The 15,671-nt window shown below is 40.8% G+C and carries 17 protein-coding genes; 7 read left to right on the top strand and 10 right to left on the bottom strand.

All coding sequences use genetic code 11. The features are described 5' to 3' along the window. Positions 1-60: 60 nt before the first annotated feature. The 4 genes from NYE23_RS01875 to NYE23_RS01860 form a co-directional block, all read right to left on the bottom strand. On the bottom strand, positions 61-1,278 hold the full coding sequence (locus NYE23_RS01875; protein ID WP_341075054.1) for an MFS transporter: 1,218 nt from the start codon (positions 1,276-1,278) through the stop codon (positions 61-63). A 147-nt stretch (positions 1,279-1,425) separates the two neighbouring features. Further along, positions 1,426-2,034, bottom strand: a complete 609-nt coding sequence (locus tag NYE23_RS01870; RefSeq protein ID WP_076258029.1) for a superoxide dismutase — start codon at positions 2,032-2,034, stop codon at positions 1,426-1,428. Between the two features lie 484 nt (positions 2,035-2,518). After that, positions 2,519-3,001: a DUF456 domain-containing protein gene (locus NYE23_RS01865; RefSeq protein ID WP_341075053.1), complete on the bottom strand. Its 483-nt coding sequence runs from the start codon at positions 2,999-3,001 to the stop codon at positions 2,519-2,521. A 61-nt stretch (positions 3,002-3,062) separates the two neighbouring features. Beyond that, positions 3,063-4,670, bottom strand: coding sequence for a Na/Pi cotransporter family protein (locus tag NYE23_RS01860; RefSeq protein WP_445662609.1), 1,608 nt, complete (start codon positions 4,668-4,670; stop codon positions 3,063-3,065). Positions 4,671-4,936: 266 nt separating this feature from the next. Between NYE23_RS01860 and NYE23_RS01855 the strand changes: the two genes are divergently transcribed. The 3 genes from NYE23_RS01855 (at position 4,937) to ispG (ending at position 7,415) form a co-directional block, all read left to right on the top strand. Then, positions 4,937-5,707 (top strand): DUF1189 domain-containing protein, encoded by a 771-nt coding sequence (locus NYE23_RS01855; protein ID WP_341075051.1) that lies wholly within the window; start codon positions 4,937-4,939, stop codon positions 5,705-5,707. A gap of 148 nt (positions 5,708-5,855) precedes the next feature. Continuing rightward, positions 5,856-6,185 carry a hypothetical protein gene (locus NYE23_RS01850; protein ID WP_341075050.1) on the top strand — a complete coding sequence of 110 codons (330 nt, stop codon included), beginning with the start codon at positions 5,856-5,858 and terminating at the stop codon, positions 6,183-6,185. 117 nt (positions 6,186-6,302) lie between these two features. Then, positions 6,303-7,415: a flavodoxin-dependent (E)-4-hydroxy-3-methylbut-2-enyl-diphosphate synthase gene (ispG, locus tag NYE23_RS01845; protein WP_341080567.1), complete on the top strand. Its 1,113-nt coding sequence runs from the start codon at positions 6,303-6,305 to the stop codon at positions 7,413-7,415. Positions 7,416-7,484: 69 nt separating this feature from the next. On the opposite strand, the gene NYE23_RS01840 is transcribed toward ispG, so the two are convergent. Further along, positions 7,485-7,946 carry a DUF4190 domain-containing protein gene (locus tag NYE23_RS01840; RefSeq protein ID WP_341075049.1) on the bottom strand — a complete coding sequence of 154 codons (462 nt, stop codon included), beginning with the start codon at positions 7,944-7,946 and terminating at the stop codon, positions 7,485-7,487. Between the two features lie 188 nt (positions 7,947-8,134). On the opposite strand from NYE23_RS01840, the gene NYE23_RS01835 reads away from it, so the two are divergent. After that, on the top strand, positions 8,135-8,716 hold the full coding sequence (locus tag NYE23_RS01835; RefSeq protein WP_341075046.1) for a hypothetical protein: 582 nt from the start codon (positions 8,135-8,137) through the stop codon (positions 8,714-8,716). A gap of 26 nt (positions 8,717-8,742) precedes the next feature. Here the strand turns inward: NYE23_RS01835 and NYE23_RS01830 are convergent, their stop codons facing one another. Genes NYE23_RS01830 through NYE23_RS01820 form a run of 3 tightly spaced genes read right to left on the bottom strand, consistent with a single transcriptional unit; the run spans position 8,743 to position 10,840 of the window. Continuing rightward, positions 8,743-9,153 carry a Fur family transcriptional regulator gene (locus NYE23_RS01830; protein WP_076258022.1) on the bottom strand — a complete coding sequence of 137 codons (411 nt, stop codon included), beginning with the start codon at positions 9,151-9,153 and terminating at the stop codon, positions 8,743-8,745. 53 nt (positions 9,154-9,206) lie between these two features. Beyond that, a complete protein-coding gene (locus NYE23_RS01825) occupies positions 9,207-10,049 on the bottom strand; it encodes a metal ABC transporter permease (protein ID WP_341075045.1) in 843 nt (280 codons plus the stop codon). Next, a complete protein-coding gene (locus NYE23_RS01820) occupies positions 10,046-10,840 on the bottom strand; it encodes a metal ABC transporter ATP-binding protein (RefSeq protein WP_341075043.1) in 795 nt (264 codons plus the stop codon). The genes NYE23_RS01825 and NYE23_RS01820 overlap by 4 nt, the downstream gene beginning before the upstream one ends. A gap of 159 nt (positions 10,841-10,999) precedes the next feature. Here NYE23_RS01820 and NYE23_RS01815 point away from each other — a divergent pair, with 159 nt between their 5' ends. Continuing rightward, positions 11,000-11,254: a DUF2624 domain-containing protein gene (locus NYE23_RS01815; protein ID WP_341075042.1), complete on the top strand. Its 255-nt coding sequence runs from the start codon at positions 11,000-11,002 to the stop codon at positions 11,252-11,254. Between the two features lie 70 nt (positions 11,255-11,324). Here NYE23_RS01815 and NYE23_RS01810 read toward each other — a convergent pair whose 3' ends face one another. Both NYE23_RS01810 and NYE23_RS01805 read right to left on the bottom strand, forming a co-directional pair. Beyond that, positions 11,325-12,218: a deoxyribonuclease IV gene (locus NYE23_RS01810; protein ID WP_341075041.1), complete on the bottom strand. Its 894-nt coding sequence runs from the start codon at positions 12,216-12,218 to the stop codon at positions 11,325-11,327. A gap of 24 nt (positions 12,219-12,242) precedes the next feature. Continuing rightward, positions 12,243-13,553, bottom strand: coding sequence for a DEAD/DEAH box helicase (locus NYE23_RS01805; RefSeq protein WP_341075040.1), 1,311 nt, complete (start codon positions 13,551-13,553; stop codon positions 12,243-12,245). A gap of 320 nt (positions 13,554-13,873) precedes the next feature. Here NYE23_RS01805 and vrrA point away from each other — a divergent pair, with 320 nt between their 5' ends. Both vrrA and NYE23_RS01795 read left to right on the top strand, forming a co-directional pair. Then, positions 13,874-14,437 carry a VrrA/YqfQ family protein gene (gene vrrA / locus NYE23_RS01800; RefSeq protein ID WP_341075039.1) on the top strand — a complete coding sequence of 188 codons (564 nt, stop codon included), beginning with the start codon at positions 13,874-13,876 and terminating at the stop codon, positions 14,435-14,437. Between the two features lie 169 nt (positions 14,438-14,606). Next, positions 14,607-15,557, top strand: a complete 951-nt coding sequence (locus NYE23_RS01795) for a 4-hydroxy-3-methylbut-2-enyl diphosphate reductase (RefSeq protein WP_341075037.1) — start codon at positions 14,607-14,609, stop codon at positions 15,555-15,557. Positions 15,558-15,671: the final 114 nt, after the last annotated feature.

The raw sequence follows: 15,671 nt of genomic DNA, 5'->3' as shown, positions 1-15,671 counted from the left end.
AGAACCCTTTTTCGACAAAGATAATTTTATTGGTAAAAAAAAGAGAGAGGATTTCCTCTCTCATGCAGACTGAAAATGAATTTTTCTGACGAATAAATAAATGACGGAATGTCCGGCTCCTATTATTAAGAGAAGAATAGGGATGCTTTTTTCTTCCTGAAAAAAAGTTACCGCAGCTAAAAAACTTAAAATCGATACTATACGTCCTGCATTTAAAAAGATTTCCCTGACGACAATATACTCAATCCTCATCTCTGCCGCCTTCCAGCCTCTGCCAATGACATCATACGTTAACGAGATATATGGCACAAGCAGGAGAGGATATGCTACAGCAATCGCAGCTGCATACATCAGCAGCTTTGGATATGTAACATCAAATACGATAAAGAATATGGCCGCATACAGTACTAATCCGCCGATAAGTATGGCTCTTTTCCGATACTCCTTTTTTAAAAGTCTTGACACAAGATAATACCCTAAAAAAGATATACTTGAGTTTACCAAACCGTATGTACCAAGAGCCAGTTCACTGCCAGTTGAAATAAAGACATAAACTGATATGACAAAAATAAAGGTTCCTTCTCTGAGCCCCTGAAAAAAGTGAGCATTTGTAATCATGCGCCAATTCAGGCTGTTTTTTCGCTCTGCAAGGATTCTCCTAAATAAATACCTTCCATCTGCCGGCCGTCTTTTAAGAAAAAAACTTAAAAACACAGCTATTGAAAAAAGGGTCAGGGAGATTCCGAAAATAACGGAATAGCCGGTGAACTTTTCCATCCTTGAAATAATGAAACCCGCTGCTATCGGTCCAATCATACCCCCAACGGATGTTAGTATTCCAAGGAAGCCATTAAAGAAATCCCGATTCTCCGGCTCAGTTATTTCAAAAGTGAGCACATTGAAAGCAAGCCAGTAGAACCCATACCCTACCCCCAGCAAAGCACCGAGAAGCAATAAAAATTTCGAAGCGTTTGTTCCAATAAAAAGAACGGTCAGATAAAAAAGAGCTAAAAAAATCACACCGATTCTCAGTACAATGACACGGTCAATCTTCTTCGCCCATCTCCCCGCCAGAATAAAAGTCAAAGGCTGCAGAACAACAATGGCCAGGTTATACAAAGCCAGATCACTGAACTCACCAGACTGCTTCCAGAGATAGATATTTACAAATGTGTTTGAAAGGGCAGCACTTAAAGAATACAGCCCGCCTATAAATAATAGCAATGTTAAATCTTTTGTTAAATCAACATCACCGATCAGTTTTTTAAATCTGCTCATAAAAAAACTCCCCTTTGGTTCTAAGGGTAGTCTCCTACAAAGCCAGTGTGGTTATGCAATGATTTAGAAATTTGCACAAGAACCACCTGGAAATCAATATGAAAAAGAAAAACACGGCAGATATAATCTGCCGTGCTGTTAGATTTATTATTTTGCAGCGCTGTAACGCTTAGAAACCTCATCCCAGTTAACAACATTCCAGAAAGAATTGATGTATTCAGGACGGCGGTTTTGGTATTTTAAGTAGTAAGCATGCTCCCAAACGTCAAGGCCAAGGATTGGAGTCTTGCCTTCCATTAATGGTGAATCCTGATTAGGTGTGCTTGTTACTTCAAGTTCACCATTGTTTACTACAAGCCATGCCCAGCCTGAACCAAAGCGAGTTGTAGCCGCCTTAGCGAACTCTTCTTTAAAGCTGTCATAGCTTCCGAATTTGCTGCTGATGGCATCTGCTAATTCACCTGTTGGCTCTCCGCCGCCATTTGGAGAAATGATTTGCCAGAAAAGTGAATGGTTTGCATGACCACCGCCGTTGTTGCGTACGGCAGTACGGGCTGCTTCAGGAACAGCATCCAGGTTGGATACCACTTCTTCAACAGTTTTAGAAAGAAGCTCTTCGTTTCCTTCTAAAGCATTGTTAAGGTTTGTTACATAAGTATTGTGATGCTTTGTATGGTGGATATTCATCGTTTCTTTGTCGATGTTTGGCTCCAATGCATCGTAAGCGTAAGGTAATTGCGGTAATTCGAATGCCATAATAAAATTCCTCCCTATGTATCTGTTTTGGTCAGCCCCCGAAACAATTCAATCATTTATAAAATTCAGATTTTATAATGTTTCTAAGGTCTTTAGATTAAGATTACCAAAGTTGGATTTTTGTTTCAAACAAAATGCTTTGCTACATATATACAATATCCAAATTAATATTTTTTAATTCGAAGGATCTTGCTAATTTAAGGCTCTTTTCGTATAAATAGTTGTTTTTCTCCAGCAATGTTATCCGTTGATTTCCGCTCCAGGCTGCTCAGCGAACCGCGGGGCGGGCGGTGTGCCTCCTCGACGCTTCGCGTCTGCGGGGTCTCACCTGTCCCCCTACTCCCGCAGGCATTGAATAAGCCCCCTTGAGTAAACACCGCACGAAGAAAATGCGAATGCATTTTCGAGGATTTCGCACCTTCCGCTACAATCAACTCAGTAAATAATATATAAAAAGCAACAAACCTTGTGAATACAGCCTTATTTAAAGAACCACAAAAAGAAAATAAATAATCATAACTCCCTGGATCACCGCTTTGGCTGCTGCGCTGCTGACAAATCCGATTACAGATCCGAATCCAATCTTTAATGCATCATTAAAGTTTGTCCTGTTAATTGCGAGTTCAGCAATAACCGCTCCAAGAAATGGGCCAATCAGGATTCCCAGAACAGGTATGACAAATGGGCCAGCTAAAAGGCCGATTGTACTTCCCCATACACCAGCTTTTGAACCGCCATATTTTTTTACGCCAATCATATTGGCTACGTAATCAGCTCCGAACAGCAGGAGAACAAACAGCCCCTGAACCGTCCAAAAGAGCCAGTTAAACGGTTCAAAAGAAAAAAGGATTCCATAAAGGATAAAACCGCCCAGCAAAAACAGCACACTTGGAATAATTGGAAAAACCAGGCCGGCAAAAGCAATAATAAACAACAGAATAATCAGTGTCCAATAAACTATCTCCAATATCAGCACCTCTTTATTAAAATAAAATAAGCAAGGGATTACCCCTTGCTTATTTTACCACTTATTCTTCGCCTAAAACAGCTTCAGCAATATTCACAGCATGATCGCCGATACGCTCCAGGTTGCTGACAATGTCGACATACACGATGCCGGCCTGCCCGGTGCAGAGTCCTTCATTCAATCGAAGGATATGCTGTTTGCGGAGCTTTCTTTCCATCTTGTCAATCTCTTCTTCTTTTTTTACAACATGTTCTGCAGCAATTTTATCATTATGATCCAGTGCCTGCATAGCTTCTTTCACGGTGGAAATAGTTAATTTGAACATTTGCTCCAGATCTGCCATGGCTGAATCAGTAATGGACACTTTATTTGCCTGTTTATAATCAATCAGCTCTATTACATTTTCGAAATGGTCACCGATACGCTCAATATCTCTTACCGTATCCATCAGCATAGTGTGCTCAGCAGATTCATGTGCTGAAAGTGAACTTGTAGAGAGCTTAATCAAATAATCTGTAATTTTACGGTCAAGGTTATTGATTGCATCTTCTAACTGATATGCGGTATCGGAATGTTTTTGATTGCCTGTTTTTAAATACTGAACCGTTTCTTCAAGTCCGCGTACAGAGAATGTTCCCATACGGAGCACTTCTTCCTTAGCTTGTCCGAGCGCAATCGATGGTGATTGTTCAATAAACATAGGATCTAAATGCTTTGCTTTATAATCAGCAACCGCATCTTCACCCGGAATGAGCTTGGTCACGATCCACGCCAGTACAGCTACAAATGGAAGCTGAATAATTGTATTAGACGTATTAAAAATTCCATGTGCAAAGGCAATTGTCATTTCAGGATTCAGATCCATGTTACCCTGCAGTGTTTCAACTAAGAATGTAAAAGGCTTTAATAAAATCAAGAAAATGGTTGTTCCGATTAAGTTAAACAGTACGTGTACAGCTGCAGCTCTTCTTGCAGCAACAGACGCTCCAATAGCAGCTAAAACAGCAGTAATGGTTGTACCGATATTATCTCCAAACAGAACCGGCAATGCCGCGTCCAGATTAATCAGCTCTTCAGAAAACAATCCTTGGAGTATACCGATTGTGGCACTTGAGCTTTGAACAATAACTGTAAACACAGTTCCGACAACAACACCCAGAATTGGATTTGAACTCATGCTGACGGTCAAGTCATGGAAAGATTCCAATGTGCGAAGAGGCTTCATTCCTCCGCTCATTAATTCCAGTCCATAGAATAATGCTCCAAAGCCAAAAACAATTTGCCCGATATTGTGGATTTTCTGTTTTTTAAAGAAAAATAATAGAATTGAGCCTAAAGCAATGATCGGCAGAGCATACTCCCCGATATCTATACCAATGATGAATGCAGTAACCGTGGTTCCTATATTAGCCCCCATAATAACACCTATCGCCTGGCGCAAAGTCATGAACCCGGCTGATACTAAACCAACTGTAATTACAGTAGTTGCAGAGCTGCTTTGTATAAGGATGGTGACAAGTACACCCGCCAATACCCCCATTAGCGGATTTGTCGTAAAACGATCTAATAAATCTCTCAGCCGGTCACCAGCTGATTTTTGGAGCCCGTCACCCATAAACTTGATTCCATAAAGGAAGATTCCAAGTCCTCCCAAAAATTCAAAAAGCATTTGCTGAACATTAAGTTCCACAATTTTCAACCCCTATAATTTATTCGACATGTTTCATCAAACCCCATACAATTATTAAAGGTATTCAAGATAAAAGTAAATAAAATAAGAGCCAAATTTACAATTCCTTAACATTAGGCACTAATATTACATTTTTATTACAAACACAGAAGAAGTATTGCTTTAAATCCAACAGAGTATTTCCCTTGTAACTCCTTGGGATTTGGCTAAAATAAGAATGTGAATCTCAAAAAGGGTGTGTGCAAATGAATATTTTTGTTCAGTTTTATAAAAGTTTGTTTTCTCCTAAAGATATTGCTTTATTCAGGCATCAGGGAATAGGCAAGACTATTTTGTATGTGTTTTTCCTTACCCTGCTGTCAGTATTGCCAGCCGTATTTTATTCAGGGGCAGGAATCATTAATGGCTTCAATGCTATTGATGAAACCATTGACAATCAATTACCCCATTTTGAAATAACAGATGGACAGCTTTACACAGATGAAAAAGCACCAGTTACCATCAGCAAGAATGACTTTACAATCATTGTTGATTCGACAGGTGCAGTTGACCCTTCAGTTCTAAGCGAAAGCGGCAATACGATTGCTTTATTAACAAATGAAATCTATATACGTGCAGAAGGACAGGTACAGACATATCCCTACTCCATGCTGTCGGGCGGCACAATTTCCAAAAGTGATCTTTCCGAGTTCCTTGCTTCTGCAGAATCCCTTATGCCGATTATTATTCCCTTAATAGGGATTGTCATTTATATTTTTGCAGCGGGCATTCGATTTATTGAGATATCCCTGTTAGCACTGGCAGGCCTTCTAATCAAAAAAGCTCTTGCCAAAAAACTGGAATACCGACAATTATGGCGTATGTCTGCCTACAGCATTACTTTGCCGACCATTTTCTTTGCTATCATGTCAGCCCTGCAAACCACCGTGCAAAACGGGGCAATTATTAACTGGCTTGTTTCCCTTATTATTCTTCTGCTGGCCATTAAGGAAGTCCCTGCTCATAACCCCAAATAAAACGTGCACCCTGCACGTTTTTTTATTTTGGTTTAAAATAAATCTCTTGTGTCTGCAGAATAATAAAAGAGAACTTTTGTTGGTCTAAGCACGCTAGGACAAGCATACATATTGGGTAAACATGCTATTTGCAGGAGGTTTGTCCAATATGAAGAAAATTGCGGGAGTATTGCTTTCAGTCCTTGTAATTTACGTAATTTTTTATGACCTGAATCATGGTACACTCCCAGCTGGGCAAAACCCGTCTATGGAGGCCAGCACAATTCCATCTGCAGAAACAGACGCAGGCTTTTTTGAGAAAAAGGTCAATCCGGGAGAGACAGTTCTTTCAATAATTGAACTAAACCTTGATGGGCCAATTCCAGTTGGCATAGACCAGGTGGTGTCCGACTTCTCGGAATTGAACAATGGAATGCAGCCTGAAGAAATAAAATCCGGTAAAACCTATAAATTCCCAAAATATAGTCAGGACAACTAATCATCATTCTTGTCAACATCAGCGGTTCATTGATACAATAGAGTGGACCTTCTCTAACAGCGAAATATTCAGCTGTTATATGAATAGATAAAAAGGAGCGAATCTCCATTGAGTGAAATTATACATCGCACGAAAACAAGGCCTGTAAAAGTTGGGCCTTTAACAATTGGCGGAAGCAATGAGCTGTTCATCCAGAGCATGACCACAACAAAAACACATGATGTTGAAGCAACTGTAGCCGAAATTAAAAGGCTGGAAGAAGCAGGCTGTCAGATCGTACGTGTTGCTTGCCCTGATGAAAGAGCTGCAAATGCCATAGCAGATATTAAAAGACAAATTAACATACCGCTTGTTGTTGATATCCACTTCGATTACAAGCTGGCTCTTAAGGCTATCGAGGGCGGAGCAGACAAAATCCGCATTAATCCCGGAAATATCGGTAAACGAGAAAAAGTGGAAGCAGTCGTCAAAGCTGCCAAAGCAAAAGGAATACCTATCCGGATTGGGGTTAATGCAGGTTCTCTTGAGAAAAGAATCCTCGAGAAATACGGATACCCTACAGCAGATGGCATGGTTGAAAGCGCCCTTCATCATATCAAAATCTTAGAAGACCTTGATTTCCATGACATCATCGTTTCTATGAAGGCTTCCGATGTGAACTTGGCAATTGAAGCATATGAGAAAGCTTCAAAAGCTTTTGACTACCCTCTTCATTTAGGTATAACAGAATCAGGCACACTTTTTGCCGGTACTGTAAAAAGCGCCGCCGGACTCGGGGCAATCTTAAGCAAAGGCATTGGAAATACATTAAGAATTTCATTGAGTGCAGACCCGGTTGAAGAAGTCAAGGTTGCCCGTGAACTTCTTAAAGTGTTTGGCTTATCCTCCAATGCTGCCACACTGATCTCCTGTCCAACATGCGGACGGATTGAGATTGATTTAATCAGCATTGCTAATGAAGTGGAAGAATATATTCAAAAAATCAAAGCGCCCATTAAGGTTGCTGTATTGGGCTGTGCGGTTAACGGACCTGGTGAAGCCAGGGAAGCTGATATCGGCATTGCCGGTGCCCGCGGAGAAGGTCTTCTGTTCCGCAAAGGCCAGATTGTAAGGAAGGTTCCGGAAGAAACGATGGTCGAGGAACTTAAGATCGAAATCGACAAAATCGCTGAAGAATATTTTGCAAAACAGGAAGAAGAAAAAGCACAGGCAGAAAGCCTGCAGCCATAGAAAGAACCACAATAAATTAAACAGAAAAGCCTGGCACCAAATTAAATTTGGAAACCAGGCTTTTTTTTTCTAAAAAAACGGCAGTATAAACATACCGACAATAATGGAAATCGCTCCTATGGCAATCGCCCAGCCTCCAAGGCTTTCTGAACCCCTTCTTCTTGCGATAAAACCAAGGACAATTCCTGTTGCTCCAAAAAGAACCGGCAGCACAAACAAAGATAAAATGGAAAGTGCCAGTGCTGCATAACCGACTCCTCTGCCGGCTGCAGCGGTTTCATTCTCATCATCCCTGTCCAATGATCTATTATAGACACCTGGCGCTGCTATTTCTGCAGAGGTCTCCTCAGAATAATTGGCCTGAACTGCTTCTTTTCCGATTTCCTCATCCCGATCAAGCGACCTGTCATATAAACCTGGCGCCGCTATCTCTGCAGCAGCTTCTTCTGAATAATCTGCTGCATCTGCTTCACCAATTCGCTCACTGTATCTGAGGTCATACTCTTCATTGGTGCGATCTTGGTCTGCCATCAATGATCCCTCTCTTTCTTTGCTGTGTTCCTAAAAGAATATTGCTTAATGGAGCATTTATAGTGTTTGCGATAAAAGACTTTTTTAAGATGTTAATGTTTAACTGTCAAACCGGCCTGCAATACTCTTTTGCAAGACCATGACTTTTGTTAAGATAAGGGATATATGCATTAAAGGAGATTATTAAAATGAAGAAGCGCTTTGGCATCGATATAGATGGAACGGTTACCAGCCCTGAAGCCATGGTCCCGTATTTAAATGAAGCATTTAATTTGAATATTACTTTAAAAGATATTAAGCAATATGATTTAACACCTTTAGTAACGATTTCAGAAGAACAATTTGCACAGTGGTTTTATGAAAATGAGCCCATTATCTACAAAGAGTCCCCCCTGGCAAAAGGCGCAAAAGAAGTTCTTACCAAATGGAAACGGGACCATGAATTGTATTTTATAAGTGCCAGGGGTTCTCACCTGCAGCAAGTAACAGAGGAATGGTTTTTAGAGAATGCATTGGAGTTTGATCATATCGAACTGATCGGGAACCATGATAAAATCGAAGCTGCCAAAAAGTATGAGGTGGATATATTTTTGGAAGACAAGCATGATAATGCGGTCATGATCCATGAGGCTTGCGGAATTCCTGTCATATTATTCGACACACCCTATAATCAGGATCCCCTTCCCAATGGCGTCATTAGAGTCCGAAACTGGATAGAAGCTAATGCATGGGCAGAAGATTGGCTGCAAAAAAGAAGCATGGAAAAATAGCTCCATGCTTCTTTGTTTGTTCCTAATTAAAAACACTCCGGACATTTCCCATATATTTCAAACTTATGCCCTGAAACATCATAGCCCTTTAGATTTTCCTGCACTTGTTTCATGGGACAGACTTCAATTTCTTTCGTCTTCCCGCAATCCAGGCATATAAAGTGATGATGATGATGATCATGAGAACACGTAAAGCGGAAATGTTTTTCGCCTGACAGCTCTGTCATTTCAAAAATCCCCAGATCCACGAATAACGATAAATTTCTGTATATGGTATCAAAACTAAGTCCAGGGTAATTATCTTTCATTTTCTCGAGAACATCTTTAGCCGTTATATATTTATCACTGTCGGCAAATAGCTGAAGCATCTCTTCCCTTTTCCCCGTATGCTTATAGCCTTTATCCTTTAAAAGCTGCATGGCTTCATCAACATTCATTCTTTCCACCTCTTTTTTGCTCTTAAATCATATAGGATAGAAGTCACTCACATTTATGCCGGCCTCATGCCCGCAAGTTTTTTCAGCAATATTGTTACAATCAGTATTAATACGGCAATCATGACGATTGTTCCGCCCGGTGCCAAATCAATATAGTAGGAAATAGTCAATCCTCCCAGAACAGATATTTCACCAAAAAGCATGGACAGGAAAATGGTCTGCTTGAATCCTTTTGCGATTCTGATGCTCGCAGCAACCGGCAATGTCATAAGGGAGGAAACTAATAAAATACCCACTATTCTCATGGAAGCAGCTATAACCAGGGCCACCATCACAATAAATATGAAGTGGACACTTTTAGCAGCTATTCCAGATGCCTTGGCATGCTCTTCATCAAAGGACAGCAAAAACAATTCTTTATAGAGCAGGACCACAAGTGCAATGACAAGCACACTGATAATCAAAATAGTCCATAAATCAAGCCGGCTCACTGCACTGACGCTGCCGAACAGATAACTGAATAAGTCTGTATTGAATCCGTCAGCCAGTGAAATGAATATGACTCCAAGCCCAATACCGCCAGATAAAATAATGGGGATAGCCAGCTCCTGATAGTGCTTATAAACAGCTCTCAGCTTTTCAATAAATAACGACCCGGTTACAGAAAAAGCCATCCCCATATATAAAGGATTCAAACCGCTCAGCCCGATAAATTTCTTTTCGAGCAGCAGGCTTGCAGCGATGCCTGCAAGTGTGACATGGCTTAAGGCATCGGCAATTAAAGATAACCTTCTGACAACAATAAACACACCCAGAAGAGGAGCAATAAGCCCAATGATAATTCCAGTTAAAAAAGCATTTTGTAAAAATTCATATTGAAGGATTCCTGAAATCATCTGCCTGCTCCTTTATCGTGGTGGTGATGGTGATCATGGTGGTTATGTGTCAGGACATGTACATCATGCCCGTAGATCTCTGACATTTCATTTATATTCAAACTTTCAAATTCTGCTGTATTTCCATGGAAATGCAAATTCTTATTCAGACACGCCACGTGAGTGACTTTATCAGAAATTGTCCCAATATCATGTGTAACAAGCAATAAAGTAATGCCCAGCTCCTTATTTAAATCATCGAGCATTTCATAGAAGGACTGAACATTTTTCACATCCACACCCACTGTAGGTTCATCCAATATTAATAGCTTCGGGTCGCTTACCAATGCCAGGGCGATGAAGACCCGCTGCTGCTGCCCGCCTGAAAGCTCGCCTATATTACGTCCTGCATACTCATGCATGCCAACAGATTCAATTGCACGCATAACTTTTGCCTGATCGGCCTTGCCCATAAATTTAAAAAGCCCCAGCTTCTTTGTAAGGCCGCTTGAAACGACTTCAAAGACTGTTGCCGGGAATCCTGTATTAAATGAATTTGCCTTTTGAGAAACAAATCCAATATTCTGCCAATCCTTAAATCGGCTGATTTCCTGGCCAAACAGTTTTACGCTCCCCTTCTGCACTTTAAGCAAATTCAGGATAAGCTTTAAAAGGGTTGATTTACCCGACCCATTGGGACCTACAATTCCGAGGAAATCTCCTGCATTAATGGTCAGATTAATATCCTCAAGAACATTCTCTTTCTCATATCTATAAGAAACATGAGCTATTTCAATTATTGGCTGTGCCATTTTTATCACCTTACATATTAAGAATCATTACGATTTACTAAAATAGTATACAGGAACCTGCATTTAAAGTAAAGGTACATGCTTTTATCGTAAATCTTAAAACTTATTGTCACTATTCACATTCTTCACTCATAAAGTACTGAGGAGGAGTGATGAAAAATGAAAATATTCGAAAACATCATTAATCACAAATTAAGTAATATTACAGCAGAAGAATTATTAAAATATGGAGAGCAGTTCAACATTCAGATTACAAAAGCGCAGGCTCAGAAAATTGCAGATCATTTGAGAGGCAAGCAAGTAAACATCTTTGATGACCGCGAAAGGACAAAAATCATAAAGGAAATTGCCAGGATTGCCGGCCCTGAAACTGCAAGGGAAGTAAACAGGCTATTTTTGCAATTCACAAAATAGAACTTTGTTTATGATACTTAATTTCTCATGCAAAAAAGCTGTGCAGCCCAGGCACAGCTTTTTATTATTTTTATACAGCCGAAATGGCTTCTAATAAGTTTTCATTGAATTCCTGGCTGCGCAGCATATCAATTTCATGCTTATAAGGGGCTTTTTTATTATTTTTATCTTCGCCAACATAAGGAGTCTCCAGAATTTTAGGGATATCCTTTAATTGAGGATGATGGACAATATAATTTAATGCGCTGAAGCCAATGTGGCCGAAGCCGATATTTGCATGACGGTCTTTACGCATTCCGCGCTCATTTTTGCTGTCATTAATATGGAGAACTTTCAGGCGGTTAAGTCCAATAACCTTATCGAATTCTTCCAATACCCCGTCGAAATCATTCACAATGTCATATCCTGCATCATGTGTATGGCAAGTATCAAAGCATACAGATAAGTGGTTGTTATAATTAACTCCCTCTATAATCATAGCCAGCTCTTCAAAGGATCTCCCGCACTCCGACCCTTTTCCAGCCATGGTCTCAAGAGCGATCTGCACATTTTCTTCACCGTTTAAGACTTCATTTAAGCCTTCGACGATTTTTTTGATGCCGGCCTCTGATCCTGCCCCAACATGGGCGCCGGGATGGAGAACGATCTGCTTAGCTCCAATCGCTTCGGTGCGGTCGATTTCAGATCGAAGAAAATTAACGCCTAATTCAAATGTTGAAGGGTTTGCAGTATTTCCGATATTGATAATGTAAGGAGCATGTACAACAATATCAGCAATCCCGTTCTCTGCCATATGCTTCAGTCCGGCTTCAATGTTCAGATCTTCGATTTTTTTTCTTCTTGTGTTTTGCGGAGCTCCTGTATAAATCATAAATGTATTGGAGCCATATGAAACAGCTTCTTCACTTGCTGCTAAAAGCATTTTTTTCCCGCTCATGGAAACATGTGATCCAATTTTCAGCATGACAATACCTCTCCCTTTGATTCTTTATTTACGCTTTATTCTTCTTTCGCGTTTTTTTATTTTGTCCATTTCCCATTTCATTTTCTTTTTGTAGCCTGGTTTTACTTTTTTCGGTTTTTTCACCAATGAAGCGGCTTTTTTATCAATGTCATCTGTTTGTTTCTGTCTCGTTTTTCGCTTGTTGCGATTATCCAGGTCTGTCCATTCACCTTTTTGCAGATCTTTGTGCCTGAATTCGATCCCCATTTTTTCAAGTCTGTTTAATGCATCCTCATCGGAAATCTCATACACTGTTACAGCAATTCCTGAGAAACCTGCACGCGCTGTCCGCCCAACCCGATGTATATAAAAATCAAGATCAGTTGGAAGCTCATAGTTAATTACATGGCTGATTCCCTGTATATCAATGCCCCGGGCAGCCAGGTCTGTAGCTACAATATATTGGAACTCAAGGTCGAGAATCTGCTTCATCATTTTCTTTCTTTCACGCGGGTTAAGGTCCCCGTGGATACGTCCGACTTTAAGGCCTTTACTGATTAATCCGTCTGCCACTTCATCTGCCTTTTTCTTGGTGTTGGTGAAAACAATGGCTAAGTAAGGATTTAAGGAAGTCAGTGCCTGATAGACCAGCTCCACTTTATTGCGGTGTTTGGATGGCAGAAGCCAGTGCTCAATATTTGCTGCTGTGGCCTGCTTAGGCTCCACATGTACATATTTAGGATTTTCCATGTATTTTTTCAGGAAAGGCTTCAGCTTTTCTGGAATGGTAGCTGAGAATACCAGTATCTGCAGCTTCTCCGGCATCCTTGCCGCAATCTGATCAACATCTTCAATGAACCCCATATCAAGCATTAAATCTGCTTCATCCACAATAAGAATTTCGGCAGTATGCACAAACAATGCCTGTTCTTTTACAAGGTCATTGATCCTTCCCGGTGTGCCTACAACCACATGAGGCTGTTTTTTTAGCTTTTCAATGGTTCTCTGCTTGTCCGTACCGCCAATATAGCAGCGTGCAGTTATTTCTTCTCCCTCCGGGCAATGCTCTGTAACTTTAAGAATTTCATGATAAATCTGATTGGCAAGCTCTCTGGTTGGAGCTGTAATAATAGCCTGAACCTCCTGGCGGGAAGGATCAACCTTTTGAAGGATAGGCAATACATATGAATGCGTTTTCCCTGTACCTGTCTGTGATTGTCCTATTGCGCTTTCGCCCTTCAGCACGGCAGGGATCATTCTTTCCTGAATTTCCGTCGGCTCATAAAAGCCAAAATCTTTAACCGCTTCTATAATAAATGGCTTTAAATTAAATCGGTCAAATTTCGTTTCGTTCATATAAAAAACTCCTCAATTATTCAGATTCTCCTTTGTTCAGGCTTCATCCGAAACATATATTAGTGAGTAAGATCTACTAGTATCAACTGACAACTTGCTGGTTCCGAGCTTTTCTTACATCCTGTTATTATAATAAAGTTTCCTGCAAATAACCACTCAAACAGGCATTTATATTTTTATGATGAGCTTTTTAGGTGATTTTAATAAATAAATTGGCTTCTTCTCCATAATGCCTAAACCAAAATGGGATAAACGCATACTTTATAATATAAATTTTTATTTAAGAAGCAGAAATGTGCTGCGAAAGGAGGCCAATGAATATGATGCCAGGATCAAGACCCCCTATGCGCGGAGGGATGAATCCCCATCCTTTTATGACCCCGATGCAGGGAAGACCACCCATGGGGCCTATGATGGGCGGTCCTCCGGGAATGAAACGCGGAGGAGGAGGATTGCTCTCCAAAATATTAGGAAAAGGAAATGCCCAGCCGGCACCAGGAATGGGAGCTGCCAGAGCTGCAGGAGGCTCACAGGCAGGCGGAGGCATCCTTCAGGCAATAAGCAACCCATCTTCCATAAACGGCTTTTTAACCAACACTCAAAAGGTCTTAAATACAGCACAGCAAATCGGACCCATGGTTCAGCAGTATGGACCGCTGGTCAGGAATCTTCCTGCCATGTGGAAGCTTTACAGAGGCATAAAGGATGCACCTGAAGCTGGTGAGAAAGCTTCTGAAGCTAAAGTGGAATCCCATCAGGCAACTACAGAAAAAAAGAAACAGAATTCAAAGCCAAAAAATACAAAAAAGGAACATGCCATGGAACAGCCGGCTGTCAAGCGATCATCGGCAGAAGGTATTTCCAGACCAAAATTATATATTTAATGAAAAGGATGCCGGGGCATTCTTTTTTTCTTTTTCCTTAAGAAGAATTACTCCTTTTGTATTCTCGGTTTATCTCTTATATAATAGAGGTGCAATATGGAGTTTTTCCGTATAGAAACATAACTCAGTTCAATTCATATATAAGCTTTTTATTAGGGAGGATATACAGATGAACGTCATAAAAATCTCTCCTCGGGGGTATTGCTACGGTGTGGTGGATGCAATGGTTATTGCGAGGAACGCTGCACTTGATCCGTCTTTGCCGAGACCCATCTATATTTTGGGTATGATCGTCCATAACAAACATGTGACAGATGCTTTTGAAGAGGAAGGCATTGTTACACTTGATGGAAAAGACCGCAAAGAAATCCTGGACAAAGTCGACAAAGGCACCGTCATTTTTACAGCACATGGCATTTCACCTGAAGTGCGGGAAGCAGCGAAACAAAAAGGCCTTGTGACACTTGATGCAACATGCCCTGATGTAACAAGAACACATGATCTGATCAGGGAAAAGGAAAAGGAAGGTTTTCAAATCATTTACATCGGCAAAAAAGGCCATCCAGAACCTGAAGGTGCAGTTGGAGTGGCTCCTCATGCAGTTCATTTAGTGCAGACTGTTGAGGATGTAAATGAACTTCACATACAGGCGGATAAAATACTGGTGACAAATCAGACTACAATGAGCCAATGGGATGTTGTCCATGTAATGGATCAGATAAAGGAAAAATACCCTCACGCAGAGTTCCATAAAGAAATCTGCATGGCTACCCAGGTCCGCCAGGAAGCAGTTGCAGAACAAGCTGGCCAGGCCGATGTATTAATCGTTGTGGGTGACCCTAAGAGCAATAACTCCAATCGTCTTGCACAGGTATCAGAAGAAATTGCCGGTACAAAAGCCTACCGTATTGCTGATATTACTGAACTGGATGTGAATTGGATTAAAGATGCATCGACAGTTGCCGTTACATCAGGAGCCTCAACCCCGACACCTATTACAAAGGAAGTTATTACTTTCCTTGAACAATTTGATCCGGCTGATGATTCCACATGGTCCCGTGAGAAGAAAGTGCCGTTAAATAAAATACTTCCGAAAGTAAAGAAGCCTGCAAAGTTATAAAAAGCGGAAGTGCATATAAAGTGAAACTTCAATCACTGGGGGGTTCTTTATCCCCCGCTGATTGTTAGTTGAGGCCCACGGAAAGTGGGTCACAAAGACGTTGCCACAGGATGG

Source organism: Cytobacillus sp. FSL H8-0458, assembly GCF_038002165.1.
Lineage (GTDB): Bacteria > Bacillota > Bacilli > Bacillales > Cytobacillaceae > Cytobacillus.
Note: the sequence above shows the minus strand (reverse complement) of the source record. Positions and strands in the feature narration are given on the sequence as shown.